This window comes from Vibrio sp. PID17_43 (genome assembly GCF_002608565.1).
GTDB lineage: Bacteria > Pseudomonadota > Gammaproteobacteria > Enterobacterales > Vibrionaceae > Vibrio.
Genome location: NZ_LIXM01000020.1, coordinates 58,492 through 83,397, shown reverse-complemented (window position 1 = coordinate 83,397; position 24,906 = coordinate 58,492). Strand labels below are relative to the sequence as shown.

The window sequence follows — 24,906 nt, the reverse complement described above, 5'->3', positions numbered from 1 at the left end:
CAAATAAAAACAAGCCGCATTTCGATGCGGTTTTTTTATTTGCAATCTATCCCTTACTCTTAGCAATGATTCCAGTGTAACAAGCTGAGAGCTTACGTACCCGAATTAACACCAACTGATGTACGGACTTTTCGGTTACATTGATGAGTTCGGCAACGGGCTAACTGTGAGGCGATTGGCTATTTTGTTGATTTAGCGGCGGTTAACTATGAAAAAATTATCATTGTGTCTTACGCTGTAGAAAGAATGTGCGGAAGGTTTGAGTTAATCTTTAGTCAAATTCTTGTCGTCTTGTTTGCAGATGATAGGGAATAGGCACAGACTTTCGCGCCTGCTATTGAACGCATAAACGAGGCATGAATGAAAACGGGTTATAAGCAATTTGCGGTAATAGGTCTGGGGCGTTTCGGCTTGGCTGTGTGTAAAGAGCTGCAAGATTCCGGCTCTCAAGTTTTAGCAGTAGACATTAACGAAGACCGAGTGAAAGAAGCCGCCAGTTTTGTGAGCCAAGCGCTCGTGGCTAACTGTACTCATGAAGAGACGGTTGCGGAGCTAAAGTTGGATGATTATGACATGGTTATGATCGCCATTGGTGCTGATGTTAATGCCAGCATCCTCGCCACCTTGATTGCCAAAGAGGCAGGGGTGAAATCGGTTTGGGTGAAAGCTAATGATCGCTTTCAAGCCCGCGTTTTGCAGAAGATTGGCGCAGATCACATCATTATGCCAGAGCGTGATATGGGTATTCGAGTTGCGCGTAAAATGCTTGATCAACATGTATTGGAATTTCACCCACTAGGCAGTGGACTCGCCATGACAGAGTTTGTGATTGGCTCACGATGGATGGGAAAAACCTTAGGCGAATTGGCGCTATGTAAAGAGGAAGGCGTACAGGTGCTAGGCTTTAAACGTGGTCCAGAAATTACCAAGGCGCCAGAATTGAGTAAGATGCTTGAAATCGGCGACTTGATCATCGTGGTTGGCCCACAAGACAAATTAGCGAGCAAGCTACGATCATTATGAAGCACTTTCATCAGAGAGGCGTCTTTTACGTCCCAGAGAGCAAACGAGATAAAGCGAAAGGCAGCGAGCCACGCATTATATTACTGAGTTTTCTTGGTGTGCTATTACCATCGGCGGTGCTGTTGACATTGCCCGTATTCTCTGTGACTGGTTTGTCCATGACGGATGCGCTCTTTACCGCAACCTCTGCGATCAGTGTGACGGGGTTAGGTGTTGTCGATACGGGACAGCACTTTACGTTGGCGGGCAAAATTTTGCTAATGTGCTTGATGCAAATTGGTGGATTGGGCCAAATGACGTTATCTGCGGTTTTGCTCTATATGTTTGGAGTACGTCTAAGTTTGCGTCAACAAGGTCTGGCGAAAGAAGCGTTAGGGCAAGATCGCCAAGTTAACTTACGTCGATTGGTAAAAAGTATCGTTACCTTTGCTTTGGTGGCTGAGATGATAGGCTTCCTCTTTCTTTCATTCCGCTGGGTTCCAGAAATGGGATGGCAGACGGGGATGTTCTACGCGCTTTTCCACTCTATCTCGGCGTTTAACAATGCAGGGTTTGCACTGTTTTCTGACAATATGATGAGCTTTGTGAATGACCCTGTGGTTATCTTCACACTTGCGGGGCTGTTTATCTTCGGTGGCTTAGGCTTTACCGTTATTGGTGATTTGTGGCTGCATTGGCGTCGTGGCTTTCACTTTTTGCAATTACACACAAAGATTATGCTGATCGCGACACCAGTGCTGCTTATTGTTGGTACGCTATTGTTCTGGCTTCTGGAAAGACATAATCCCAACACGATGGAATCTCTACCGATAGCAGGGAAATGGTTAGCGGCGTTTTTTCAATCAGCAAGTGCACGTACTGCGGGCTTTAATAGCGTAGATCTTGCACAGTTCACTCAACCAGCCTTGCTGGTGATGATTGTGCTCATGTTGATTGGCGCAGGCTCAACCTCAACCGGCGGTGGTATCAAGGTCTCTACTTTTGCTGTTGCGTTTATAGCGACGTGGGCATTTCTTCGCCAGAAGAAACACGTGGTGATCTTCAAACGTACCGTGAACTGGTCAACGGTGACTAAATCGCTGGCGATCATTGTTGTCAGTGGCGCGATTCTTACCACCGCGATGTTTTTGCTGATGATCACCGAAAAGGCCGCTTTTGATAAAGTGATGTTTGAAACTATATCGGCATTTGCCACAGTAGGGTTAACGGCGGGGTTAACTGCAGAGTTGTCGGAGCCCGGTAAATACATCATGATTGTGGTGATGATCATCGGACGTATCGGGCCTCTCACGCTTGCTTACATGCTAGCTCGTCCTGAACCGACGTTGATCAAGTACCCAGAGGACAATGTGCTAACTGGTTAATCTTTTTAACAACACAATGATCTTTTATTAGTAATGCGAGTTTCTCTACGCGTAAAGAGTAGAGAAACTCGCATTGTCATTATTTATCATTACGTTTCTTATCTACTTCTATGCAAAAAATACGCAATACCCATGAACAATTCATGGCTGAAAGTGGCGTTATACACGGCGTATACTCATAAACAGGAAGTTGTGCTTAAGGAATCATTATGTCCATCTGGGAAGGGGTCAATTTCACCCATCGCTTCAGTGAGCTGCCGTCTGCATTTTTTACTCGCGTTGCGCCACAGCCTTTAGACAATCCGCGTTGGGTCGTTTGGAATCGTGATTTGGCTTTGCAGTTTGGTTTGCCAAGACAAGCCGATGATGAATTGTTGAATGTGTTTGCCGGGCAAAGAGAATTTGGATCTTTTGCTCCGCTAGCCATGAAATATGCAGGCCATCAATTTGGCGTTTACAACCCAGATTTGGGCGATGGGCGCGGTTTGCTTTTGGCTGAAATTCAGCACCAAGATGGCACTTGGTTTGATATTCATTTAAAAGGGGCAGGGCTGACGCCGTATTCCCGCATGGGTGATGGTCGGGCGGTGCTACGCTCTACTATTCGTGAATATTTGTGTAGCGAGGCCATGGCGGGTTTGAGTATTCCGACCACCAGAGCGCTCGGTATGATGGACAGTAACACGCCGGTTTATCGTGAGAAGATGGAATACGGCGCTCTGTTGATCCGCATAGCAGAAACGCATATCCGCTTTGGTCATTTCGAGCATTTTTTCTATACCAATCAATTGGCCGAGCAAAAACTGTTGGCTGACAAAGTCATTGAGTGGTATTTCCCAGAGTGCGTTCAAACCGAAAAGCCGTATGCAGCGATGTTTGAGGCTATCGTGGATAAAACCGCTGTAATGATTGCGTTTTGGCAAGCCTACGGTTTTGCTCATGGCGTCATGAATACCGATAACATGTCGATTCTCGGGCAAACCTTTGATTATGGTCCGTTTGGTTTCCTTGACGATTACGATCCAAACTACATTTGTAACCATTCAGATTACCAAGGACGTTACGCATTTGATCAACAGCCGAGAGTTGCACTTTGGAATCTGTCCGCATTGGCGCATGCGTTATCTCCGCTAGTGGAGCGAGAAGATCTAGAAGCCGCATTGGGGCAATTTGAAGTTCGTTTAAGTCAGAAGTTCAGCGAACTGATGCGCGCCAAACTTGGGCTTCATACCAAGGTGGATGAAGATGGACGTTTGTTTGAGGCGATGTTTGAACTCTTAAATCAAAACAAGACCGACTACACTCGTTTTTTCCGCGAGCTTTCTTATCTTGATACCCAAGCGCCCCAAGCGGTGGTCGATTTATGTATTGATCGAGATGCGGCGAGCGCATGGGTAGATTTGTACCTTGCACGTTGTGAGTTGGAAGTGGATCAGCAAGGTGAAGTGGTAACAAGTGAGCAGCGCTGTGAGCGAATGCGTCGGGTCAATCCGAAATACATTCTGCGTAACTACTTGGCTCAGTTGGCTATCGACAAAGCAGAAATTGGGGACTTCACCGAAATAAATCGCCTCGCGGAGATTTTAAAGCACCCTTTCGATGAACACCCAGAGTTTGATGATTACGCCAAGTTGCCACCAGAATGGGGCAAGAAAATGGAAATCAGCTGCTCTTCTTAAATGGGTCATTTTCCACCCATCACTCAGGTTTGTATGGGTGGGTTTTACCCCTCTGAATTCCCATTCTTTATCTCTATGAATATAAGTTCATGATATTTATGATTTAAATGAATTGGTCTGTTACTTGCTCCTTGTCATACATCCGTACCCATCACCCTCTACCCATTTAGGTACTCATGGAAAGGATGGGATGTGATTCAACAAGGAGAATAATAATGTTTAAGCCTCTAACCCTTTTGTCTGTATCCGCTCTTGCTGTCACCAGTTTTAACGCTGCTGCAAACTGTGATCCGGGTGAAACCGTGATTAAGTTCAGTCATGTAACCAACACCGACAAACACCCGAAAGGCATTGCTGCTTCGCTACTGGAAAAACGTGTTAACGAAGAGATGAACGGCAAAGTTTGTATGCAGGTTTTTCCAAACTCGACCCTTTACGATGACAACAAAGTGCTGGAAGCGCTGCTTAATGGGGATGTTCAACTCGCTGCCCCTTCTCTTTCTAAGTTTGAGAAATTCACCAAGAAGTACCGCATCTTTGACCTTCCATTCCTGTTTGAAGATGTGGCAGCGGTCGACCGTTTCCAAAACTCAGAATCAGGTGAAAAGCTAAAGAACGCGATGAAACGTCGTGGATTGCAGGGCTTGGCGTTCTGGCATAACGGCATGAAGCAGATGTCAGCAAACAAACCGTTGATGTTGCCAAGTGACGCAGAAGGCTTGAAGTTCCGCGTGCAAGCATCGGACGTTTTGGTTGCCCAGTTCGAGCAGCTTGGCGCAAACCCACAAAAAATGTCGTTTAAAGAAGTGTATGGCGGCTTGCAAACCAAGGTTATCGATGGTCAGGAGAACACTTGGTCAAACATCTACGGTAAGAAGTTCTTCGAAGTGCAAGACGGCATTACAGAAACTAACCACGGCATTCTCGATTATCTAGTCGTAACATCGAACGATTTCTGGAAAAAACTACCAGACGATCAACGTGAGCAACTCAATACCATCATTCAAGAAGTCACCGCGCAACGTAATGCGGAATCGACCGAAGTTAACCTTGCTAATAAGAACAACATCATTGAAGCGGGGGGTGTGGTTCGTACTCTGACACCTGAGCAACGCCAAGAGTGGGTGACGGCCCTTCAACCGGTATGGAAGAAGTTTGAGAAAGACATTGGTACGGATCTTATTGATGCCGCTTTAGCATCTAACCAACAGTAACAACATTATTGGCCCTCACGTACTTCGAGATGGGAGAGGGCCATTCTTTCCCAATAATGATGTGATGTAATTATGGAACAGACTTTTTTTGCCAAGGCAGGGCGAATCACGGATGCCATTGAAGAAACGCTGATTGCTTTCTTTCTTGGTGCGATGACGCTGCTCACTTTTGCCAATGTAATTTTTCGTTATGTCTTCAACGACAATATTCTATGGGCGTTAGAACTTACCGTATTCATGTTTGCGTGGATGGTGTTGGTGGGGGCATCTTACGGTGTGAAAAAACATTTTCATATTGGTGTTGATGTGATCATCAATATGGTGTCGGAGCGTAAACGTAAGATTTTTGCGCTTCTAGCCGCTGCTTGCTGTTTGGCGTTTTCCGTTCTACTTCTGATTGGTTCTTGGAACTATTGGTATCCGTTTGCAACAGAACGCGCATGGTATGAAACCGACGATATTCCAATGCCAGAGATGTTTCAGTTCTTAGCAGATTGGCTCAATGAAGGCGAACGCTATGAGAAACTGCCACGCTTTATCCCTTATTTTGCGCTGCCACTTGGCATGGCGCTACTAACGTTCCGTTTTGTGCAAATTACTTGGCAAATCGCCACGGGCAAACTCGACCGTTTGATTGCTGGCCATGAAGCGGAAGAAGAGCTGGAAACGCTGAAAGAAGCACTTAGCGAAGCCGCCGATCCGATGCCAAGCGGTTCGTCTTCAAAATCCAACAGTAAGGAGCAATAAATCATGGATATTCTGTTGTTATTCTTGATGGTTATTGGCTTCATGCTGATTGGTGTACCAATTGCCGTCTCGCTGGGCCTTGCCAGTATTCTTTTCCTGTTGATGCACTCGGACGCCTCTTTGGCTTCGGTGGCCCAAACGTTGTTTAATGCCTTTGCGGGTCACTACACGCTGTTAGCGATCCCTTTCTTTATTTTGGCTTCAAGCTTCATGTCTACTGGTGGTGTTGCGAAGCGCATCATCCGTTTCGCCATCGCTATTGTTGGTTGGTTCCGTGGCGGTCTGGCGATGGCATCGGTGGTGGCGTGTATGATGTTCGCTGCGCTGTCAGGTTCGTCTCCGGCAACGGTGGTGGCAATCGGTAGTATCGTTATCGCAGGGATGATCAAAAACGGTTATTCCAAAGAGTTTGCGGCAGGCGTGATTTGTAATGCGGGGACGTTGGGTATTTTGATCCCCCCTTCTATTGTCATGGTGGTTTACGCAGCAGCAACTGACGTATCGGTAGGACGGATGTTTTTAGGAGGCGTGATTCCTGGGCTACTGGCAGGAGTGATGCTGATGATTGCCATCTACATCGCAGCGCGTATTAAGAATCTGCCTAAGCAACCGTTTGTCGGTTGGCAAGAAACTTTCGATGCCGCTAAAGACGCGAGCTGGGGCTTATTGCTGGTGGTGATCATTCTTGGCGGTATCTACGGTGGTATTTTTACTCCGACGGAAGCTGCTGCCGTTGCGGCGGTATACTCGTTCTTTATCGCTAACTTTGTCTACAAAGACATGGGGCCATTTGCTGATAAGAAAAATACCAAACCCGCGCTGGTTAAAATCTTCCAAACCTTCGTTCATAAAGACACCAAACACACGTTATACGAAGCGGGCAAGTTGACTATCATGCTGCTGTTCATCATTGCCAACGCGTTGATTTTGAAACACGTACTGACTGAAGAACGCATTCCGCAAATGATCACGGAGTCGATGCTTTCAGCGGGTCTTGGTCCGATTACTTTCCTAATTGTGGTCAACGTTTTGTTACTGATTGGTGGCCAGTTTATGGAGCCATCTGGCCTGCTGATTATCGTAGCGCCTTTGGTGTTCCCGATTGCGATTGCTTTGGGCATCGACCCAATTCACCTCGGTATCATGATGGTAGTGAACATGGAGATTGGCATGATAACCCCACCCGTCGGACTCAACTTATTTGTGACTGCCGGGGTGGCGAAGATGTCGATGATGCAGGTAGTGAAAGCGGCGCTGCCATGGGTAGGGGTAATGTTCCTCTTCTTAATCATAGTGACGTACGTACCTTGGGTATCAACGTGGTTGCCAACCACCTTAATGGGGCCAGAAATCATCACTAAGTAACAGCAACTTTTCTCCAAAATACAAGAGGTGTGAATCTTCACACCTCTTCGTAAATTGACTTGCGAGCCTGTAATCGTGGATCAGCGGCTACCCTTCGCTCATACCCCGTCCACTTTTTTCGGATTTTACGTCGATCTTCTCTTGAACGTCGCTCTTCTTGATAGTGCCCATCGACCATCACAGTATCAGTAATGATAGGTATCTTAGTTTTTTCACCCATACCAATATGACCTCGCCTGCTTATTTGGCAAAAGTATGGCTCAAGCTAAAGATAACCACAAATGACGTGGTGCATTTTATTTATACAGGCCCTTATCTAGTTGATAGCGTTGCATTTTGTCATAGAGAGTTTTTCGAGGGACATTCAATTGCTCCATGGTCTGCTTGATGCTGCCGCTGTTTTCCAGTAATGCACTTTCGATGGCCGCTTTCTCAAACTCAGCGACTTGCTCCGCGAGGCTTAGGGCTGTGCTTTCAGTGGGTGTAGTTTGACCGAGTTGCATCAGCTTACCTAATAAAACAAAACGCTCGGCAGCATTACGAAGTTCACGTACATTGCCCGGCCAATCATGAGCCATAAGCTGTGCGAGATCTTGAGAAGAGAGGCTAGGGGAGGTTTTGCCGTAGCGTGAAGCAGCAACCAACAGAAAATGGTGGAACAGTGCGGGGATGTCTTCTTTGCGCTCCTGTAGTGGGGGTAAGTCTAAGGTCACGACGTTTAGACGATAGTAAAGGTCTTGACGAAATGTGCCTTCTTCAGCCGCTTGTCTTAGGTCAACTTTGGTGGCTGCGATAACACGAATATCGAGCGGTAACAGTTCATTCGAACCAACGCGCTCAATCACTCGCTCTTGCAACACTCTAAGTAATCGAATTTGCGCCTGAATCGGCATTGACTCGATTTCGTCCAAAAACAGGGTGCCACCTTGAGCAAATTCAAACTTGCCTATTCGGCGACGATCTGCTCCGGTAAATGCGCCTTTTTCGTGACCATAAAGTTCGCTCTCGATGAGATTTTCAGGTACGGCACCACAGTTCACCGCGACAAAGTTTTGGTTACGACGAGAGCTTTGTTCGTGTAGGGAGCGGGCAATCAGTTCCTTACCTGTCCCTGTTTCGCCAAACAACAAAATATCCGCATCTGTGTCAGCAATGTGAGTGATGGTATCACGTAGCATCTGGATACTTGTGGTTTCTCCAATAATACGCGGACCAAGGGTTTGACTGGCTTTCAGGGATTGACGTAGTTTTTCGTTTTCATTGGTTAACTGGCGTTTCTCAATGGCACGTTTAACGGTTTCAACTAAGTGCTCCGGCGCAAAGGGCTTCTCGATAAAGTCGTATGCGCCTTGATGGAGTGCGTGAACCGCCATGGTAATATCACCATGTCCAGTAATCATGATCACTGGTAGATTCACATCACGTTGGGTCAGCGTAGTAAGCAAATCCATGCCAGAAATACCCGGCAAGCAAATGTCAGTGACCACTACGCCAACTTCTTCGTCTTGTTGTATGGCAATTAAAGCGGACTCTGCATCCGGAAAAAATTTGGCTTCGATGTCGGCCAGTTCGAAGGTTTGCTCAATGGCTAGCCTGAGATCAACTTCGTCATCGATAAAAAACACCTGGCACATGGTCTTATCCTTCTGGTTGTTCGGCGAGTGGTGAAACAATAGGTAAGCAAAGAGAGAATCGAGCCCCACCTTGTTCTCTATTCTGTGCGCTTAATTTCCCGTTCATACCGGCCAAGATTTGTTGTGAGATAGAAAGCCCCAAACCTAAACCATTTTGTTTGGTGGTTAAGAAAGGTTCGCACAACTCAGTAAGCGTAAAATCGCCAAACCCTGCGCCGTTATCGTCGATATGGATCCAAACACGCTCGAATTCGCTGTCCCGTTTCACAGACAATCGCACTTGTTTATCTTCTTGATCTTTGAGTGCCTCTATCGCATTGGTCAGCAAATTGACCAACACTTGCTCGAGTTGAATGGTATTGATGTACACATCGATATCTTGTCCTAACACGTCCGTTTCTAACGTTACTTGTGCTGATTTGAATGCTGGCTTCATCAGTTCTTTTGCAGAAGCGATAACAGGAAAGAGGCGAGTATGGACGAGCTCGTTACCACTGGTTTTTTTGGCAAAGGAGCGCAATTGTTGGCTGATCTTTGCCATTCTATCAGTGAGGGCAGAGATTCGGGTTAGATTGTCTTTCACCCGATCAAGCTTTTCTTGGTGCAAGAATCGCTTACCGTTTTCTGCAAAGCTACGGATTGCCGCCAGTGGGTTATTTAACTCATGACTGATGCTCGCAGACATTTGCCCCAATACTGCGAGTTTGGCGGCTTGAACCAGTTCATCTTGAGTGATGCGCAAGGTTTGTTCTGTTTCTGTTCGCTGTGCAATTTCGGCCTGTAATTCAGCAGTTCGAGCCATGACTTGATACTCGAGCTGTTGATTGGCTTTCTGTTGTATTCGCTCAAAATGTAAACGGCGCTGTTGACGGTGATAAACGAGTTGCCCGATTAAGAACAATATCGTAAAGGTAAGCGTGAGTATCAGTAGATAGCCTAACGTTAACCAAACAACGCTCTGTTTGGGAGACAGGACGCGAATCGTCAGTTTAAGCTCAGGCAAAGACAACGAAGAGACCACCAGAGTGCCTTTATTATAAGGGTAACCTTGTTTTACCTCTGAGTGGGGGGCATCCAAGCTGCCGATAAAATTCAGTGATTTAACGGAAGTATCTAGATATTGTCGATTAGCCCACAGTTCTGCTTTTTGGATATCGTTGAGCGGCTGTAAGCTTTTAAATAGCCAGTCATTGCGACTGCTCATAAAGACAATCCCGTATGGATCATTGGCAACAAAAATACTTTTTGGATGCTGCCAGTTATCTTCAATTTTGTCTAAATCCATTTTGACCACGATGACCCCAATGACCCCTCCAGCGTAGGCGATAGGGTAGGAGTAGTAATAGCCTCGCTTACCAGAGGTTGAACCTAGGGCGTAATATTGGCTGCTCTCGCCGATGATGGCTTGTTTAAAGTAGGGGCGAAATGCAAAGTTTCGACCAATAAACGAACGTGTTTTACGCCAGTTACTCGCGGCGATAGTCGTCCCCCATTTATCAATAAGGTAAGTATCAGCGGCTTCAATGACATGGTTCACGGACTCAAGGTAACGGTTAGTGATTTCCAACTGGGCAGTGTTGGTTGGGTTAAGCAGAGCTTCAATCAGTGGTTCATCTTTGGAAAGCAGTTGCGGAATATGGGCGTATTTATCGAGTTTGTTCTGTATATGGTTGGAAAACCGCTCGAGTTGAGCTTGATGTTTGTCGAGTAGAGATTGGTAACTGCTGTACCACACCCAGCGACCACCAACGAGTGCAAAAAAGAGATAGAAGGCGAAAAAAATCAGTAGAATACAATTTCGCTGTGCCATCCTTTTGCTCCTTGACCTGTTTTTTGGTTTACGTAACGAAATGTTAATGTTTTGTAGGAGAGAATGGGGGTTTAGTTTTCAACTCTGTGGAGTAAAACAAGAGCAAGATCTCTTTTTACGCTTTTCAATAAAAAAAGCAGTCGATTCTCTTGAAAAAGTCGCTATTGTCCCCATTCTAGATATGCTGGCTCGGGTAAAGCGGTGTTGAAATGACATTTTTCGCAGATATTTGAGTCGGTATTCGAGAATTTAGCGCAGACAATGTCCACATAGTGGCTATTGGCTCGACAGGGTAGCGACAGATCGCTAGAATGTCGCGTCTAAAATTCTGTCCTGAGGCTAATAGGAGATACCTTTGGCGTTTCGTTGAAGATATCACTGATTAGTCAGGTGTTGATTTACAACATCGATACTCGTTTTAAATTAGGTGTTCGGACGGAACACTACACAAGGATGAAGCGTGAACTCAAAGATTCTCGCTCATACGCTCGAAAAACCGAGCCACTTTAGAGGTTTATATATAATGCAAGTTACTGTTGAAACGCTAGAAGGCCTAGAGCGCCGTCTAAACATTACTGTTCCAGCCGCAAACATCGAAGACGCTGTAACAGCTGAACTACGCAACATCGCTAAAAACCGTCGTTTCGATGGCTTCCGTAAGGGTAAAGTGCCTCTAAAAATGGTTGCTAAGATGTACGGCAAAGCAGTACGTCAAGACGTTCTTGGTGAAGTTATGCAACGTCACTTCATCGAAGCGATCGTAAAAGAGAAAATCAACCCAGCTGGCGCACCAACTTTCGCACCTGTTGAAAACAACGAAGGCGCAGATCTAGTATTCACTGCAACTTTCGAAGTTTACCCAGAAGTTGAGCTTAAAGGCCTAGAAAACATCACTGTTGAAAAACCAACAACAGAAGTTAAAGATGCAGACGTAGAAGAGATGATCGAAACTTTACGTAAGCAACAAGCGACTTGGACTGAAGTTGAAGAAGCAGCAGAAGCTGGTAAGCGCGTAAGCATCGATTTCGTTGGCTCTATCGACGGTGAAGAGTTCGAAGGCGGTAAAGCTGAGAACTTCCCTCTAGAAATGGGCGCAGGTCGTATGATCCCAGGTTTCGAAGACGGTATCGAAGGTAAAACTAAAGGTATGGAATTCGAAATCGACGTAAACTTCCCAGAAGATTACCACGCTGAAAACCTAAAAGGCAAAGCAGCTAAGTTCGCAATCAAAGTGAACAAAGTTGAAGCACGTGAACTTCCAGAACTAAACGACGAGTTCGTTGCTAAGTTTGGTGTTGTTGAAGGTGGTGTTGACGCTCTTAAAGCTGAAGTTCGCAAGAACATGGAGCGCGAGCTTAAGCAAGCTGTTAAGAACCGCATCAAAGAGCAAGCAATCGACGGTCTAGTTGAGCAAAACGACATCGACGTTCCTGCTGCACTTATCGACCAAGAGATCCACGTTCTACGTCAACAAGCTGCACAACGCTTCGGCGGTAACCCAGAAGCTGCTGCACAGCTGCCACGTGAACTATTCGAAGAGCAAGCTAAACGTCGCGTAGTGGTTGGCCTTCTACTAGGTGAAGTGATCAAGTCTGAAGAGCTAAAAGCGGATGACGAGAAAGTGAAAGCGCTAATCGAAGAAATGGCGACTGCATACGAAGATCCATCAGAAGTTGTTGCTTACTACGAGCAAAACGAGCAAATGATGAACAACATGCGTAACGTTGCTCTAGAAGAGCAAGCTATCGACGCGATCATCGCTAAAGCACAGGTTACTGAGAAAGAAGTAGGCTTCAACGAGCTACTTAACCAACAGCCTGCAGCTTAATAAGCAATATCTTGCGTAGAAGGTTGACTTATCGTTAACTATTCTGCTAACAATGGTCCGTATGATACCCATCATCCGGGCCATTTATTTTAGGGACATAAGAATATGAGCTACCAAGAAAAAAATGCAATGTCGCCAATTATTGACGCGCTAGTACCAATGGTGGTTGAACAAACTTCCCGTGGTGAACGCTCTTACGACATCTACTCACGCTTACTTAAAGAGCGCGTGATTTTTTTAACGGGTCAAGTGGAAGACCACATGGCAAACCTTGTCGTGGCTCAACTACTTTTCCTAGAATCTGAAAATCCAGATAAAGATATTTTCCTATACATCAACTCTCCAGGCGGTAGCGTGACAGCAGGTATGTCTATTTACGACACTATGCAGTTCATCAAGCCAAATGTAAGCACTGTATGTATGGGTCAAGCTTGCTCAATGGGTGCATTCCTGCTTGCAGGTGGTGCGCCAGGTAAGCGTTATGTTCTGCCTAACTCACGTGTGATGATCCACCAACCACTTGGTGGCTTCCAAGGTCAGGCTTCTGATATCCAAATTCATGCACAAGAAATTTTGACCATCAAGCATAAGCTAAATAATCTATTAGCGGAGCACACTGGCCAACCTCTTGAAGTGATTGAACGTGATACAGATCGTGACAACTTCATGTCGTCAGATCAAGCGGTAGAATACGGTATTGTGGATGCAGTGTTGAGCCATCGCGGCGAATAATTTAGCCAGCGCATTTTGGCTAAATTTGATATACACTGATTCATAAAGAGTAAAGGCTAAGAGGTTAGCGAATGACAGATAAAAGCAAAGAAAGTGGCAGCGGCAAATTGCTGTATTGCTCTTTCTGTGGCAAAAGTCAGCACGAAGTTCGCAAGCTAATCGCAGGTCCGTCAGTTTACATTTGTGACGAGTGTGTCGACTTATGTAACGATATTATTCGCGAAGAAATCAAGGATGTTCTCCCTAAGAAAGAATCTGAAGCGTTACCAACGCCAAAACAGATCCGTGAACACCTTGATGACTATGTGATCGGACAAGATTACGCGAAAAAAGTGCTCGCAGTTGCGGTATATAACCACTACAAGCGTTTACGCAATGGTGATACAACGAGCGAAGGTGTGGAGCTTGGTAAGAGTAACATCCTTCTAATTGGTCCAACGGGTAGTGGTAAAACGCTTCTTGCTGAGACGCTAGCTCGTTTCTTGGATGTGCCATTTACTATGGCTGATGCAACCACATTAACCGAAGCGGGTTATGTGGGCGAAGATGTGGAAAACATCATCCAGAAGCTTCTGCAAAAATGTGATTACGATGTAGCGAAGGCTGAACGCGGCATTGTGTACATTGATGAAATTGACAAGATTTCTCGTAAAGCTGAAAACCCATCAATTACGCGTGACGTATCTGGTGAAGGTGTTCAGCAGGCACTACTGAAACTTATCGAAGGTACGGTTGCGTCGGTTCCACCACAAGGTGGTCGTAAGCATCCGCAGCAAGAATTCCTACAAGTGGACACGTCTAAGATCCTGTTCATCTGTGGCGGTGCATTTGCTGGCCTAGATAAAGTGATTGAACAGCGTGTAGCGACAGGTGCAGGTATCGGTTTTGGCGCAGAAGTGCGTTCTAAAAACGAAACCAAAACCGTCGGTGAGTTGTTCATGCAAGTTGAGCCAGAAGATCTAGTGAAGTATGGTTTGATTCCTGAATTCATTGGTCGTTTACCAGTAACAACAACGTTGACTGAGCTTGATGAAGAAGCGCTAATTCAGATCCTATGTGAACCGAAGAATGCACTGACCAAGCAATATGCAGCATTGTTTGAGCTAGAAAATGCCGAGCTTGAATTCCGTGAAGACGCACTGCGTGCTATTGCTAAGAAAGCAATGGAGCGTAAAACCGGTGCTCGTGGTTTACGTTCAATTCTTGAAAGTGTACTACTGGAAACCATGTACGAACTGCCATCTGCGACAGATGTGAGTAAAGTTGTGATTGATGAATCCGTGATTAACGGAGAGTCAGAACCATTGCTTATTTACAGTAATGCCGACAGCCAGGCCGCTGGCGCAGAATAAAAACAGCGATGAATAAAAAGGAGGTAAGTAATTACCTCCTTTTTTTATTTCTGTTATTGAATCCAAGCAATTAGCCCCCATATACTGCCTTAAGTAATACGTTAAACGTGAAAGCGGAAGAGAGAATTATATGAACTTGGAACGTTCCGAGCGTATCGAGATCCCGGTACTACCTCTACGTGACGTAGTGGTCTACCCGCACATGGTTATTCCATTGTTTGTTGGTCGCGAGAAATCGATTAGCTGTTTAGAAACGGCAATGGAAACCAACAAACAAGTTCTGCTTGTGGCACAAAAGCAAGCGGATACTGACGAACCGACGGTTGATGACCTATTTGAAGTAGGTACAGTGGCAACCATTCTCCAACTGCTGAAGCTACCAGATGGCACAGTAAAAGTACTGGTCGAAGGTCAGCAGCGTGCGAAGATTAATCATTTCAAAGAGAGCGAGTTTTTCTTGGCTGAGGCGGAATTTATCGTTACGCCTGAGCTGGATGAACGAGAGCAAGAAGTGGTTGTACGCAGTGCGATCAATCAGTTTGAAGGCTTTATCAAACTCAATAAAAAGATCCCACCTGAAGTACTGACTTCGTTAAACGGCATCGACGAAGCGGCACGCCTGGCTGATACCATTGCAGCGCATATGCCTCTAAAATTGGTTGATAAGCAGCAAGTGCTTGAAACGACAGATATCTCTGAGCGTCTTGAGTTCTTGATGGGGCAGATGGAATCAGAGATTGACCTACTGCAAGTGGAGAAACGCATCCGTGGCCGCGTGAAAAAGCAGATGGAAAAATCTCAGCGCGAGTACTACCTGAATGAGCAAATGAAAGCCATTCAGAAAGAACTGGGTGAGATGGAAGATGCGCCGGATGAGTTCGAAACTCTGAAGCAGAAGATTGAAGAATCAAAAATGCCTCAGGAAGCACGTGAGAAGACTGAACAAGAGTTGCAAAAGCTTAAGATGATGTCTCCAATGTCTGCCGAAGCGACAGTGGTGCGTAGCTACATCGACTGGATGGTGAGCGTGCCTTGGAATAAGCGTTCTAAAGTGAAGAAGAACTTAGCGAAAGCAGAAGAGATTCTAAACGAAGACCATTACGGTCTAGAACGCGTGAAAGAACGTATCCTCGAATACTTGGCGGTACAAAACCGTATTAACAAGCTAAAAGGTCCGATCCTTTGCCTTGTTGGTCCTCCAGGTGTGGGTAAAACATCACTAGGTCGCTCTATTGCGGCTGCGACAGGTCGTAAATATACTCGCATGGCTCTAGGTGGCGTGCGTGATGAAGCGGAAATTCGTGGTCACCGTCGTACTTATATCGGTTCGTTGCCAGGTAAGCTCATTCAGAAAATGTCGAAAGTTGGCGTGAAAAACCCACTTTTCCTTTTAGATGAAATCGACAAGATGTCGTCAGATATGCGTGGCGATCCGTCTTCTGCACTGCTTGAAGTCCTAGACCCAGAGCAAAACAATGCGTTCAACGATCACTATCTAGAAGTGGATTACGATCTGTCTGACGTGATGTTTGTTGCAACGTCGAACTCGATGGATATTCCTGGTCCACTACTAGACCGTATGGAAGTGATTCGCCTATCTGGTTACACAGAAGACGAGAAGCTAAATATCGCGAAACGCCACCTTGTTGATAAGCAAGTTCAGCGTAATGGTCTGAAGGCAAACGAAATTATTATCGAAGATTCTGCAATCATCGGCATTATTCGTTACTACACGCGTGAAGCGGGTGTACGTAATCTAGAGCGTGAGATTTCCAAGATCTGCCGTAAAGCAGTGAAGAATATCCTGCTTGATAGCAGCTTGAAGTCAGTAACCGTAACGATGGACAACCTAAAAGAATACTTAGGCGTACAACGTCATGATTTCGGTAAAGCAGACGACAGCAATCGTATCGGTCAAGTTACGGGTCTAGCTTGGACACAAGTTGGCGGTGATCTACTGACGATTGAAACCGAATCGATGCCAGGTAAAGGTAAGTTGACACAAACAGGTTCACTTGGCGATGTCATGAAAGAGTCGATCCAAGCGGCAATGACGGTTGTACGTTCACGTGCCGAAAAACTAGGCATTAACTCAGACTTCTACGAGAAGCGTGATATCCACGTACACGTTCCTGAGGGCGCAACACCAAAAGATGGCCCAAGTGCCGGTATTGCAATGTGTACTGCACTGGTTTCTAGCTTGACGGGGAATCCGGTTAAAGCCGAAGTGGGTATGACAGGGGAAATCACGCTACGTGGTGAAGTTTTACCGATTGGTGGCCTGAAAGAGAAGTTACTTGCGGCACATCGTGGTGGCATCAAAACTGTGTTGATTCCGAAAGACAACGAGCGTGATTTGGAAGAGATTCCAGAAAATGTTATCGCAGATCTGAAGGTTATCCCGGTACAGTGGATTGACGAAGTTCTGAAAGTTGCACTAGAGCGAGACCCGACTGGCGTTGAGTTTGACGCGAAAAAATAGTGATATGCAGCAAAAATAAGTAAAAGTTTACGCTGATAGGCCCGAAAAGGCTTGTCAGCGTTTTTTTTGGAAGCTAACTTAGGCTCGATAGCTGCCAGCCCTTGAAATACAAGGGGTGACAACTTTTTCTTTATTATGGAACGAAAGTCATCACAAAAATAATCACAGATGACGTTAAGGGGAAATCACAGTGAATAAAACTCAATTAGTAGAACAAATTGCAGAAAACGCAGACATCTCTAAAGCATCAGCTGGCCGTGCTCTAGACGCATTCATCGAAGCAGTAAGTGGTACGCTTCAATCTGGTGACCAAGTTGCTCTAGTTGGCTTCGGTACATTCAGCCTTCGCACTCGTGCAGCACGTACTGGCCGCAACCCAAAAACGGGTGAAGAAATCCAAATCGCAGAAGCTAAAGTTCCTGCTTTCAAAGCAGGTAAAGCTCTAAAAGACGCTTGTAACTAATCCTAAGCGGATAGAAGCGTCGGCATTTGCATGACTTTTGCTCAAACAGTCCGTTTGGAACAAAAATTTACAAACTCGTCGCCGAACTTTTTTAAAATATGCGCATCCTACTGATGCGCATTTCTTTTTCTGATATTATCGCGTCATTACATTTTCTAGTAGAAGCAGTTGGCTTCAATTGTGGAGAGCAGTTAAATTATGATGGATCGACTACGCGAAGGCGTGAATAGCATCGCGGTCAAAATTATCCTTGGACTTATCATCCTTTCTTTCGTCTTTGCAGGTGTAGGTAGCTACATCGTTGGCGGTAGTAACAACGTCGCCGCTAAAGTAGGGAATACCGAAATTGCTCGTGGTGAGTTCGAGATGGCCTACCAAAATGAGCGTAATCGCATGCAATCTCAATTGGGTGATTACTTCTCTCAAATGCTGGCAGACCCTGCATACGTTGAATCTTTCCGAAAATCCGTTCTCGATCGCATGATTAATGACGTATTGCTTGACCAACAAGCAGAAGCGCTTGGTCTACGTATTAGTGATGCGCAAGTTCGTAGCATGATTCTAGAAATGCCTCAGTTCCAATCTAACGGCAAGTTCGATCAAGAGATCTACCAAGCGTCTCTGCGTCGTGCTGGTTTCTCTCCAGACTCTTTTGCAGAGTACATGCGTCGTGAATTGGTTCGTGAGCAATTATTGAACGCATTGCAAACCAGTGAATTCACACTACCTGGCGAAGTTCAGGCAGAAGGTAAGCTGTTTACTCAAACTCGTGATATTCGTACCGTAACGATCGATTTGGCTGAGTTTGCAAAACATGTCAATCTAACTGATGAAGAAATTCAAGCGTACTACAAAGCAAACCCAGATAACTTTACTCGTCCAGAGCAGGTTAAAGTTGCTTATATCGAACTTTCTGCTCAAGAGTTGAAAAAGCAAATCCAAGTTTCTGACGAAGAAGTTAAGAAATACTACGATGAGCATCAAAATAAGTACTCTTCTGAAGAGCAACGCCGCGTAGCACACATCCTAGTGGAAGGTGATGACGAAGCGAAAGCACAAGCGATTCTTGATGAGCTAAACGCTGGTGCAGACTTTGCCGCTGTTGCTCAAGAAAAATCGGACGACTTCGGTAGCGCTGAAAACGGCGGTGACCTAGGTTGGATTGAGCGTGATGTGATGGACCCTGCATTTGAAAATGCCGCCTTCGCACTTAAGAACCCAGGCGATATGTCAGGTCTAGTTAAGTCTGATTTCGGTTACCACATCATCAAGCTTGAAGAGCTAAAAGATTCCGTTGCGAAGCCTTTCTCTGAAGTCGCAGCAGAAATCAAACAAGAAATGGTTGACCAGAAAGCGGTCGATCAATTCTACGAGCTACAAAACGAGCTTGAGAAAGTGGCGTTTGAATACCCTGATTCTCTAGACGATGCTTCTAAAGCCGTTGGTCAGAAAGTGAAGACAACCGACTTCATCTCTCAAGTTGATGCTCCTGAAGTTCTTAAGAACCAAGCGGTAATGCAAGCAATCTTGAGCCCTGAAGTGAAAGAAGACGGTCTGAACTCTGAAGCTATCGAGGTAGCACCAGAGCACATTATCGTGGTTCGTGTTGAAGGCGCTCGCAACGAGACAGTACTTCCTCTTGCTGAAGTGAAAGACCAAGCGGTTGCTGAGCTATCTCGCGTTAAGGGCGAGCAGGGTGCGATGGAACTGGCGACTAAGGTTGTTGCAGCCCTTAAAGAAGGTAACACAGCCGTTCTTGCGGAAAACAATCTAGAGTTTGGTGAGCAAGAATCCATTGACCGCCGTTCACCGCTTGCGACAACGGTATTTGCAATGGCAAAACCAGTGGACGGCAAGCCAGTGTATGCTCAGTCTAAAGACCTTGAAGGCGACATCGTAGTTATCGAGCTAGATGGTGTGCATGCAGCGCTAGATAGCTCTCTAGAAGAGCAAGTCGCAATGCAAATGCAACGAGTATCATCACAGCAAGATCTGACTTCTGTTCTTGCAGTATTACGTGAAAATACGGAAATCGAATACTTTGTTGTGAGCAACTAAGCACAATACATGTAATTTGTATGTTAACAAAAACGGGTCGCATTAGCGGCCCGTTTTATTTTTCTCGGTCGTGCCTTCAATGTCATCGGCGTATTTTCTAGAGTAGTGGTAATTTTTAATCACAATAACTCAGGAGAAAATGGAATAATGAAATGGATGTTAACTTTGTGCCTAATGTTGTTGGCCCCAATGGGCTGGGCGGCAGATAGTAAAGTCGCGAACGGTAAAGCAGAAAAATACGAAGGTATTGAAATCACCGTCAATGTGAACACGGCTTCAGCGGAAGAAATCGCCACTTTACTGAAGGGGATTGGTGAGAAGAAAGCCAAAGATATTGTTGAATATCGCAATGAGCACGGTCCATTTAAAACTGCAGCGGATCTGAGCAAAGTGAAAGGCATCGGAGAGGCGACGGTGAAGAAGAACGAAGCACGTATTTTGTTGTAATCAATGTTCTACCATTGAGAAGCTAAGTTTGTTGTGTCCGAACCTTACTTTCCCGAACCAGCACTTTTTACTGGTTCGGGATTTTATTCATTGTTTTAACGCTAAAGTATTTTACCCAAAGAGGCTTAGCCAAAGAGACGGCGATGCATTAATTTTTCTACCCCTGCCATCCCTAAGCCGCCAATTGCACCAAGCAGGTGAGCATCAACCGCAACGCGTGCGCCAATCATAGCCGCGGTACTGGGCGATGGCCCGTAGAATTGCTCCCAAGCGATTTTAGCGACAAGCCCGGCCACCAGTAGCAAGCTGCTTCTTCTACCCTCGAATACTTCTCTCAGCGCCCAAAAGCCAAATAGTCCATGTAACACACCAGACAGACCGACATAAATCGACATATTGGTGAATAAGTTCATCGCACCAATGAAGGTACACAGAATAAGAAATACGATGGAGAAGTTACGAACGCTCGGCCGAAAGATAAAACTGATGACCCACAAACCCGCTAAGTTCATGCCAAGATGAGCAAAGTTGGTATGCGTTAGATTTCCTGTTACGATTCGCCACCATTCTCCATGGCGAATATTGTAGGCGTGCCATTCGGCAAGGCTGGCCATTGGTTCGAATTGCAGTACTAAGCAGATAATGCTGATGATTGTCAGCAATGTATAAAGGTTCACTCAATGTCTCGTTATTGTTCTCAGTGTGGAAAGTCGCGTAAAGCTTGTATTTGCCAATGGATAGTACCGTTAGCAAGTGAGGCTGAACTTATCATTCTTCAGCACATCAGTGAAGTGCACCGTCCTCTTGGTACGGCACGGATTCTCAAATTGAGTTTAAATTACTGTACTTGTTTGATCGGGGAAGACTTTTCTGAGAACTCAACATTAAACGAACTGCTTGCGGATGAGGCGTATTGTCACGTGATTTTGTACCCGTCAGAGCACTCGTTGTGTTTGTCAGCTTTCGGTTGTGAACAACATGATGATAAGAAAGTGCGCTTGATATTATTGGATGGGACTTGGAAGAAAGCGTATAAAATGTGGCAACTGTCTACCAATCTACATGGCTTGCCAACCGTGAAACTCCCGGAAAACTTGCAAGGCCATTACACCATTCGTAAAGCGCCCTCAGAAAACAGCTTATCAACGGTTGAGGCTGGCTACCATGCGCTCAGCCTACTTGAGCCAGAAAAAGACTTTACGCCTTTGCTGAATGTGTTCGAGAAAATGATTGAATTTCAAATCGCCCAGATGCCTCCAGGCGTATTTGAGAAGAACTATTTGAAAGATTAGCCCCGCGCTAAAGAACGATGGAAGAAAACAATTGGCGATGCAGTTTTTGGGCGTGGCCGTCTGTCATGGAGGAAATGTAGTCGGCAATTACTCGCATTTGTGCTCTTTCATCACTTGCGTTACGCCAAACTTCTTGGGTGTGCCTTGGTAGTAAACGTTCTGGAGCCGCGCTTAATGCTTCAAACAAGTCCATGATAATCTGTTGACCCTTGTACTCAACGATCTGTACTTGTGGAACTTGGATAACGTACTGGCTGACGAAGTTTTTTAGCACATCGAGTGTCTTTGCCATGTGTGGATCGAGACACGCATTCCAGGCCAATAATGGGTTATTGAAAGGCTCATCGACGACCTTGATAGAAATACTGGTGAGTAGCGCATTCACCATGCCACCAATGGCATCTTTACGTTGATGGTGTTTACCGCTAAACAGCATTTCTCCAATGAAACCAATGTGCTGTTCAAACCACGGGTCACCGCAATCGGCAAGCTGACTTGCCGCGCCTTCTTGCCATTCTTGGCGAGTCACCATGCCAAGCACAATCGCATCTTCCAAATCGTGCACGCCATAAGCAATATCATCTGCCAGCTCCATAATGGAGCAATCCAGCGATTTGAAGCGCGTTTTTCTGTGTTCGAAATCGGATTCTGGCGAGTGTCGCATTTGGCTAAGTAGTGTTTTGTCGTTATCCGTCAGCGGTGCGACTACCCAGTCAAACAAATCTTTATCGCAATCGTAAATTCCTTTGGCGGGGCTCCATTCTTGAGCCTTAAGTTTACGCTGATGCTCAACAGGATCTGGTAAATAGACGGATCGGCTTTGACTGATGAGAGCCGGGTATTTGATGAGACCAAGTAAGGTACGGCGAGACAAGTTCATGCCGAAGTGCTCGGTATACGGCTCTAATTTGGTGACAATGCGAAAGGTTTGCGCATTGCCTTCAAAGCCACCGTGCTCACGCATCATGTAATTTAATGCGACTTCACCGCCATGGCCATAGGGCGGGTGACCGATATCGTGTGCCAAACAGAGTGAATCAATCAAGCTATCTGAGGGTAGTAAATCGCGAAATTCCGGTTGTTTCTTCTTTAGCTGGGCAACGAACCCCGTTCCAAGCTGAGCCGCCTCTAAAGAGTGAGTCAGGCGGGTGCGGTGAAAATCTTCCAAGCTGTTGCCATGGACTTGAGTCTTAGCTTGTAGACGCCGAAACGCAGCAGAATGAAGAATGCGAGCACGGTCTCGCTGGTAAGGGCTGCGGTGATCATCGCGGCGGATCTTGTGTTCATCATCATGGCGCTCTTGCCATTGAGTAGGTAGTTCAAACGACACGGCTCTCTCCATCAACTAGCTGATTTCATCCAGCGATAATTCAAAACTTGGGGCAAAAGTATGTAGGAAGTATTCCATTTCTGGTGTTTTTCGTTCTTGCAATGTGATGTCTAGGCGTTTTTTCGCGAGGGCAAATTCGTGGTTGCCAGCACTAAGCTCTTCCAGACATTTTAGGTAGGCACAGATTGAGTCGGCTTGTTTAACGATTTGTGCATCGTCTTCATGTGCTGAATGAGAAAGTAAGTAAGGTGCGAAATCGTCGTGGAATTCTTCAGGTAGCATGGACAGTAGTTTTTGCTCGGCAGCTGCTTCTATCTTTTTATATTCTTTTGCGATTTCTGGGTTGTAGTATTTTACGGGCGTTGGCAAATCACCCGTAAGCACTTCACTTGAGTCGTGGTACATCGCGAGAATGGCAATGCGTTCAGGGTTGAGGTTACCGTCGAATTTTTTGTTTTTTATTAGGGCTAGGGCATGAGCGACAAAAGCAACTTGTAAGCTGTGCTCAGAGACGTTCTCTGGTGAGACCGATCGCATCAAAGGCCAGCGTTGGATTAGCTTCATCCGTGCTAAATGGGCGAAAAAATGGCTTTCTTTCATTGCTCTCTCCTGTATACCAACTTCATTAACTATTGCGTTAGTGGTATTGATACCTGATACGAAAAAGGAGCTCACGTGGAGCTCCTCTAAGCATATGAGAGTTCAGCGGTAATTACTACTGGCTGTAAGTCGATAGGAATCGTTCAAAGCGTCCAATCGCGGTTTCGAGATCCTCTATGTGCGGTAGTGTCACGATACGGAAGTGGTCAGGCTTCGGCCAGTTGAAGCCAGAACCTTGTACTAGCAGTACTTTTTCTTGCTTCAAGAAATCCAACACCATTTGCTGATCATTTTTGATGTTGTACATCTTAGTGTCAATTTTTGGGAATAGGTACATTGCCCCTTTTGGTTTAACGCAGGATACACCAGGCACTTGGTTAATCAGCTCCCAAGCACGGTTGCGTTGTTCAAGGAGGCGGCCACCTGGCAGGATCAACTCATTAATGCTCTGGTAACCGCCCAGTGCCGTTTGGATCGCGTGCTGCATTGGCACGTTGGCACACAAACGCATGGACGAAAGCAATTCAAGACCGTTGATGTAACCTTGAGCTAGGTGTTTAGGGCCTGTTAGGAACATCCAACCACCACGAAAACCACAAACGCGGTACGCTTTAGATAGACCGTTGAAAGTCATCACCAATACGTCATCTGTTAGCGTGGCTACAGAAGTATGTGTCGCGCCGTCGTAAAGCACTTTGTCGTAGATTTCGTCTGCAAAAATGATCAGTTTGTGCTGGCGAGCGATTTCGATCACTTCAAGTAGAAAATCACGGCTGTATACCGCACCTGTCGGGTTGTTCGGGTTGATCAGCACGATACCACGCGTTTTTGGCGTGATCTTCTTTTTGATGTCATCTAGGTCAGGGTACCAATCTGCACTTTCGTCGCACATGTAATGCACTGGTTTGCCACCCGACAACGCAACGGATGCGGTCCACAATGGGTAGTCTGGTGATGGGATCAGCATTTCATCGCCGTTGTTTAGCAGCGCTTGCATTGCCATCACGATCAGTTCGGATACACCATTACCGATGTATACGTCTTCTACATCGAGAGAGCGGATGCCTTTACGTTGATAGTGCTGCACAACCGCTTTACGCGCGGAGTAAATACCTTTGGAATCACAGTAACCTTGAGATGTTGGTAGATTGCGGATGACATCTACTAGAATCTCATCAGGAGCGTCAAAGCCAAATGGGGCAGGGTTACCAATGTTTAGTTTTAGGATTTTATGCCCTTCCTCCTCCATGCGTTTAGCATGTTTGAGTACAGGTCCCCTAATGTCGTAGCAGACATTGTCGAGTTTTGACGACATCCCGATATTTTGCATTGTGTGATTCCTAAAAAATCGTTAATTTCTTTATTAAAGTACAATAATTTGTTTTTTATTAGAATAAAAATCTGTAAATTATCTGTTTGCTGGCTAACTTTTGTACGGCGTTTGTCACAGGATTTTGCAAAAGTTAGCATATGACCTTGATTTGCT

At 45.7% G+C, this 24,906-nt stretch carries 21 protein-coding genes; 14 read left to right on the top strand and 7 right to left on the bottom strand.

All coding sequences use genetic code 11. From position 1 onward, the window contains the following. Positions 1-360: 360 nt before the first annotated feature. The 6 genes from AK965_RS14855 (at position 361) to AK965_RS14830 (ending at position 7,392) form a co-directional block, all read left to right on the top strand. On the top strand, positions 361-1,023 hold the full coding sequence (locus tag AK965_RS14855) for a TrkA family potassium uptake protein (RefSeq protein WP_099080341.1): 663 nt from the start codon (positions 361-363) through the stop codon (positions 1,021-1,023). Beyond that, the gene (locus AK965_RS14850; RefSeq protein WP_099080340.1) at positions 1,020-2,387 is read left to right on the top strand and encodes a TrkH family potassium uptake protein; all 1,368 of its coding nucleotides are present in this window, start codon (positions 1,020-1,022) and stop codon (positions 2,385-2,387) included. The genes AK965_RS14855 and AK965_RS14850 overlap by 4 nt, the downstream gene beginning before the upstream one ends. A 209-nt stretch (positions 2,388-2,596) precedes the next feature. After that, positions 2,597-4,066, top strand: coding sequence for a protein adenylyltransferase SelO (locus tag AK965_RS14845; protein ID WP_099080339.1), 1,470 nt, complete (start codon positions 2,597-2,599; stop codon positions 4,064-4,066). A gap of 215 nt (positions 4,067-4,281) precedes the next feature. Further along, on the top strand, positions 4,282-5,280 hold the full coding sequence (locus tag AK965_RS14840; RefSeq protein ID WP_099080338.1) for a TRAP transporter substrate-binding protein: 999 nt from the start codon (positions 4,282-4,284) through the stop codon (positions 5,278-5,280). 72 nt (positions 5,281-5,352) lie between these two features. Then, a complete protein-coding gene (locus tag AK965_RS14835) occupies positions 5,353-6,027 on the top strand; it encodes a TRAP transporter small permease (RefSeq protein WP_099080337.1) in 675 nt (224 codons plus the stop codon). 3 nt (positions 6,028-6,030) lie between these two features. After that, the gene (locus AK965_RS14830) at positions 6,031-7,392 is read left to right on the top strand and encodes a TRAP transporter large permease (protein ID WP_099080336.1); all 1,362 of its coding nucleotides are present in this window, start codon (positions 6,031-6,033) and stop codon (positions 7,390-7,392) included. 37 nt (positions 7,393-7,429) lie between these two features. Here AK965_RS14830 and AK965_RS20730 read toward each other — a convergent pair whose 3' ends face one another. The 3 genes from AK965_RS20730 to AK965_RS14815 all read right to left on the bottom strand — a co-directional run bounded on the left by AK965_RS20730 (position 7,430) and on the right by AK965_RS14815 (position 10,836). After that, on the bottom strand, positions 7,430-7,612 hold the full coding sequence (locus tag AK965_RS20730; RefSeq protein ID WP_099080335.1) for a hypothetical protein: 183 nt from the start codon (positions 7,610-7,612) through the stop codon (positions 7,430-7,432). Between the two features lie 76 nt (positions 7,613-7,688). Continuing rightward, positions 7,689-9,026, bottom strand: a complete 1,338-nt coding sequence (locus AK965_RS14820; RefSeq protein WP_099080334.1) for a sigma-54 dependent transcriptional regulator — start codon at positions 9,024-9,026, stop codon at positions 7,689-7,691. A gap of 4 nt (positions 9,027-9,030) precedes the next feature. Then, a complete protein-coding gene (locus tag AK965_RS14815; protein WP_099080333.1) occupies positions 9,031-10,836 on the bottom strand; it encodes an ATP-binding protein in 1,806 nt (601 codons plus the stop codon). A 523-nt stretch (positions 10,837-11,359) separates the two neighbouring features. Between AK965_RS14815 and tig the strand changes: the two genes are divergently transcribed. The 7 genes from tig to AK965_RS14780 all read left to right on the top strand — a co-directional run bounded on the left by tig (position 11,360) and on the right by AK965_RS14780 (position 20,198). Beyond that, positions 11,360-12,664: a trigger factor gene (gene tig, locus AK965_RS14810; RefSeq protein WP_099080332.1), complete on the top strand. Its 1,305-nt coding sequence runs from the start codon at positions 11,360-11,362 to the stop codon at positions 12,662-12,664. Between the two features lie 105 nt (positions 12,665-12,769). Further along, positions 12,770-13,396, top strand: coding sequence for an ATP-dependent Clp endopeptidase proteolytic subunit ClpP (gene clpP, locus AK965_RS14805; RefSeq protein WP_099080331.1), 627 nt, complete (start codon positions 12,770-12,772; stop codon positions 13,394-13,396). A gap of 71 nt (positions 13,397-13,467) precedes the next feature. After that, positions 13,468-14,748, top strand: coding sequence for an ATP-dependent protease ATP-binding subunit ClpX (gene clpX, locus AK965_RS14800; protein ID WP_099080330.1), 1,281 nt, complete (start codon positions 13,468-13,470; stop codon positions 14,746-14,748). Between the two features lie 130 nt (positions 14,749-14,878). After that, on the top strand, positions 14,879-17,230 hold the full coding sequence (lon, locus tag AK965_RS14795) for an endopeptidase La (RefSeq protein ID WP_099080329.1): 2,352 nt from the start codon (positions 14,879-14,881) through the stop codon (positions 17,228-17,230). A 190-nt stretch (positions 17,231-17,420) separates the two neighbouring features. Then, positions 17,421-17,693: an HU family DNA-binding protein gene (locus AK965_RS14790; RefSeq protein ID WP_099080328.1), complete on the top strand. Its 273-nt coding sequence runs from the start codon at positions 17,421-17,423 to the stop codon at positions 17,691-17,693. Between the two features lie 198 nt (positions 17,694-17,891). Further along, positions 17,892-19,751, top strand: a complete 1,860-nt coding sequence (gene ppiD / locus AK965_RS14785; RefSeq protein ID WP_099080327.1) for a peptidylprolyl isomerase — start codon at positions 17,892-17,894, stop codon at positions 19,749-19,751. Between the two features lie 147 nt (positions 19,752-19,898). Further along, the gene (locus tag AK965_RS14780; RefSeq protein ID WP_099080326.1) at positions 19,899-20,198 is read left to right on the top strand and encodes a ComEA family DNA-binding protein; all 300 of its coding nucleotides are present in this window, start codon (positions 19,899-19,901) and stop codon (positions 20,196-20,198) included. Between the two features lie 125 nt (positions 20,199-20,323). Here AK965_RS14780 and rrtA read toward each other — a convergent pair whose 3' ends face one another. Next, the gene (gene rrtA, locus AK965_RS14775; RefSeq protein WP_099080325.1) at positions 20,324-20,875 is read right to left on the bottom strand and encodes a rhombosortase; all 552 of its coding nucleotides are present in this window, start codon (positions 20,873-20,875) and stop codon (positions 20,324-20,326) included. Between the two features lie 3 nt (positions 20,876-20,878). Here rrtA and AK965_RS14770 point away from each other — a divergent pair, with 3 nt between their 5' ends. After that, positions 20,879-21,490 (top strand): tRNA-uridine aminocarboxypropyltransferase, encoded by a 612-nt coding sequence (locus AK965_RS14770; RefSeq protein ID WP_099080324.1) that lies wholly within the window; start codon positions 20,879-20,881, stop codon positions 21,488-21,490. A gap of 7 nt (positions 21,491-21,497) precedes the next feature. Here AK965_RS14770 and AK965_RS14765 read toward each other — a convergent pair whose 3' ends face one another. From AK965_RS14765 to AK965_RS14755, 3 genes are all read right to left on the bottom strand, one after another. Beyond that, on the bottom strand, positions 21,498-22,832 hold the full coding sequence (locus AK965_RS14765; protein ID WP_172438162.1) for an anti-phage deoxyguanosine triphosphatase: 1,335 nt from the start codon (positions 22,830-22,832) through the stop codon (positions 21,498-21,500). Between the two features lie 3 nt (positions 22,833-22,835). After that, positions 22,836-23,420: a 5'-deoxynucleotidase gene (gene yfbR / locus AK965_RS14760; RefSeq protein ID WP_099080322.1), complete on the bottom strand. Its 585-nt coding sequence runs from the start codon at positions 23,418-23,420 to the stop codon at positions 22,836-22,838. A gap of 115 nt (positions 23,421-23,535) precedes the next feature. Continuing rightward, positions 23,536-24,750: a pyridoxal phosphate-dependent aminotransferase gene (locus AK965_RS14755; protein ID WP_099080321.1), complete on the bottom strand. Its 1,215-nt coding sequence runs from the start codon at positions 24,748-24,750 to the stop codon at positions 23,536-23,538. Positions 24,751-24,906: the final 156 nt, after the last annotated feature.

Bases quoted from the DNA above. Each gene is read 5' to 3' on its own strand.
- AK965_RS20730 (WP_099080335.1), bottom strand. From the start codon at position 7,612: ATGGGTGAAAAAACTAAGATACCTATCATTACTGATACTGTGATGGTC.
- AK965_RS14850 (WP_099080340.1), top strand. From the start codon at position 1,020: ATGAAGCACTTTCATCAGAGAGGCGTCTTTTACGTCCCAGAGAGCAAA.
- AK965_RS14845 (WP_099080339.1), top strand. From the start codon at position 2,597: ATGTCCATCTGGGAAGGGGTCAATTTCACCCATCGCTTCAGTGAGCTG.
- yfbR (WP_099080322.1), bottom strand. From the start codon at position 23,420: ATGAAAGAAAGCCATTTTTTCGCCCATTTAGCACGGATGAAGCTAATC.
- AK965_RS14840 (WP_099080338.1), top strand. From the start codon at position 4,282: ATGTTTAAGCCTCTAACCCTTTTGTCTGTATCCGCTCTTGCTGTCACC.
- clpX (WP_099080330.1), top strand. From the start codon at position 13,468: ATGACAGATAAAAGCAAAGAAAGTGGCAGCGGCAAATTGCTGTATTGC.
- AK965_RS14830 (WP_099080336.1), top strand. From the start codon at position 6,031: ATGGATATTCTGTTGTTATTCTTGATGGTTATTGGCTTCATGCTGATT.
- AK965_RS14755 (WP_099080321.1), bottom strand. From the start codon at position 24,750: ATGCAAAATATCGGGATGTCGTCAAAACTCGACAATGTCTGCTACGAC.
- AK965_RS14815 (WP_099080333.1), bottom strand. From the start codon at position 10,836: ATGGCACAGCGAAATTGTATTCTACTGATTTTTTTCGCCTTCTATCTC.
- ppiD (WP_099080327.1), top strand. From the start codon at position 17,892: ATGATGGATCGACTACGCGAAGGCGTGAATAGCATCGCGGTCAAAATT.
- AK965_RS14770 (WP_099080324.1), top strand. From the start codon at position 20,879: ATGTCTCGTTATTGTTCTCAGTGTGGAAAGTCGCGTAAAGCTTGTATT.
- AK965_RS14765 (WP_172438162.1), bottom strand. From the start codon at position 22,832: ATGGAGAGAGCCGTGTCGTTTGAACTACCTACTCAATGGCAAGAGCGC.
- AK965_RS14780 (WP_099080326.1), top strand. From the start codon at position 19,899: ATGAAATGGATGTTAACTTTGTGCCTAATGTTGTTGGCCCCAATGGGC.
- tig (WP_099080332.1), top strand. From the start codon at position 11,360: ATGCAAGTTACTGTTGAAACGCTAGAAGGCCTAGAGCGCCGTCTAAAC.
- AK965_RS14835 (WP_099080337.1), top strand. From the start codon at position 5,353: ATGGAACAGACTTTTTTTGCCAAGGCAGGGCGAATCACGGATGCCATT.
- AK965_RS14855 (WP_099080341.1), top strand. From the start codon at position 361: ATGAAAACGGGTTATAAGCAATTTGCGGTAATAGGTCTGGGGCGTTTC.
- AK965_RS14820 (WP_099080334.1), bottom strand. From the start codon at position 9,026: ATGTGCCAGGTGTTTTTTATCGATGACGAAGTTGATCTCAGGCTAGCC.
- lon (WP_099080329.1), top strand. From the start codon at position 14,879: ATGAACTTGGAACGTTCCGAGCGTATCGAGATCCCGGTACTACCTCTA.
- clpP (WP_099080331.1), top strand. From the start codon at position 12,770: ATGAGCTACCAAGAAAAAAATGCAATGTCGCCAATTATTGACGCGCTA.